Genomic DNA, 1768 nt, shown 5'->3' with positions numbered 1-1768 from the left:
ATCCGGAGCAATTATGACGCCGGCAGCGTGAACCCCGACCTGTTTTATAAGTCCTTCAATTCTTCTGATAACCTGCTTTTCTACTTCGGTTAAGATGTTTTCAAGTTCGGGAAGTGCCTGAAATACTTCATCGAGGGTTTTGACATCTTTATCTATCATTGTTGAATACTTATCTATCTCTGACGGCGGCCGGTTAAAAGCCCTCATTACTTCTCTAACGGCCATTTTGGGACCAAATGTTCCGTAGGTAATTATCATTGATACCCTGTCTTTTCCGTACTTTTCTTTTACATATTCAATGACTTTTTCCCTGTTTTCCTTGCAGAAGTCAACATCAATGTCGGGCATTGTCACCCTTTCGGGATTTAAAAACCTTTCAAACAGCAGGTTAAACGGAATGGGATCGATTTCAGTTATCCCGATTAAGTAGGAAACAAGTGAACCGGCTGCTGATCCTCTTCCGGGGCCAACAGGAATCCCGTTGTCCTTTGCCCATTTTATAAAATCTCTTACGATCAGAAAGTATCCAGGAAATTTCATATCGTTTATGATTTTTAACTCTTCTTCAAGCCTCTTTCTGTATTCTTCTTTTTTCTCAAAAGGTATTTTCCCCTGCTTCAGCTTTTGCTCAAAACCTTCGTATGCAAGTCTTTTTAGTTCTTCTTCGTAGTTATCTACTCCCTGAACTTCGGGAAACAGATAGCCTTTATTCTCAAATGTCTGATAGGTTCCCTCTACCTTATCTGCTATTTCGAGCGTGTTTAAAAGAAGTTCTTTTACCCCTTTGGATACTTTCAGCATTTCTTCTGCATCTTTGAAGTAGTATTCCTTTGTCGGAAATCTCATTCTCTTTTTATCTGTAACTTTTTTCTTAGTCTGGATTGCAAGCAGGACATCGTGTACTTCCCAGTCGTCACGGTTTAGGTAGTGGGCGTCGTTTGTCAGCACGCACTTAACTCCAAGTGTATTTCCTATGTCCAAAAACTCTTCAAATATCAACCTTTCACTTTCGAGAAACTGTTCAAGTTCAGCTCCCTTAAAAGTAGCCGAGGTGGGTGTTTGAGGTTCGTGGTTCTGAACTTCAAGATAATAATCTTCTCCAAAGACCTCTTTATATTCTTTTATCACCTGAATAGCTTTATCTTTCTGGCCACTTAAAAGATAAACCTGTGGTTCTCCAAACTTGCAGGCCGACAAAACTATTAATCCTTCTCTGTGCTTAAAGAGATCTTTTTTCCTGATACGGGGTTTTTTGTAAAAACCCTCAAGAAAAGCTTTTGTTCCCAATTCAATTAAGTTCCTTAATCCCGTATCGTTTTTGGCCAGTAAAATTATGTGAAACGGTTTATCCTTTTCCGTATATTCGTCAACAAGGTAGAATTCTCCACCGATTATAGGCTTAATGCCGGCACTTTTAGCGTTAACGTAAAAGTCGTATATACCGTAGAGAACCCCGTGATCTGTTACGGCAACTGCTGGCATTCCGATTTCTTTTGCTCTGTTAACAAGTTCCTTTGGCTTTATCATTCCATCAAGAAGTGAATAGTGTGTATGCAGGTGCAGGTGCACGAAATCTCCTCTGTTCATACTGCCTCTCCTTGCCTGGTTCTGTTGTTATTTATACCAAATTATGGTATCATTTTCAAGAACTCCACAGGAGGAGTTATGAAAACTATTACAGAAAAAATCAATAATTCTATTACGGTAGAAAAGTCAAAACTGATAGATACCGTTCATTCTTCATATTTTATAAAGGATAGTGATGGCT

General features: G+C 39.1%; 1 protein-coding gene. It reads right to left on the bottom strand.

Annotated elements, in window-relative coordinates; all coding sequences use genetic code 11:
* Positions 1-1587, bottom strand: a 1587-nt coding sequence (gene dnaE / locus MV676_RS02600; protein ID WP_297445010.1) for a DNA polymerase III subunit alpha, incomplete at its 3' end; no start/stop codon positions are given.
* Positions 1588-1768: the final 181 nt, after the last annotated feature.

This window comes from Desulfurobacterium sp., assembly GCF_027028515.1.
Taxonomy (GTDB): Bacteria; Aquificota; Aquificia; order Desulfurobacteriales; family Desulfurobacteriaceae; genus Desulfurobacterium_A.
This window is presented reverse-complemented; position numbering and strand designations above follow the sequence as displayed.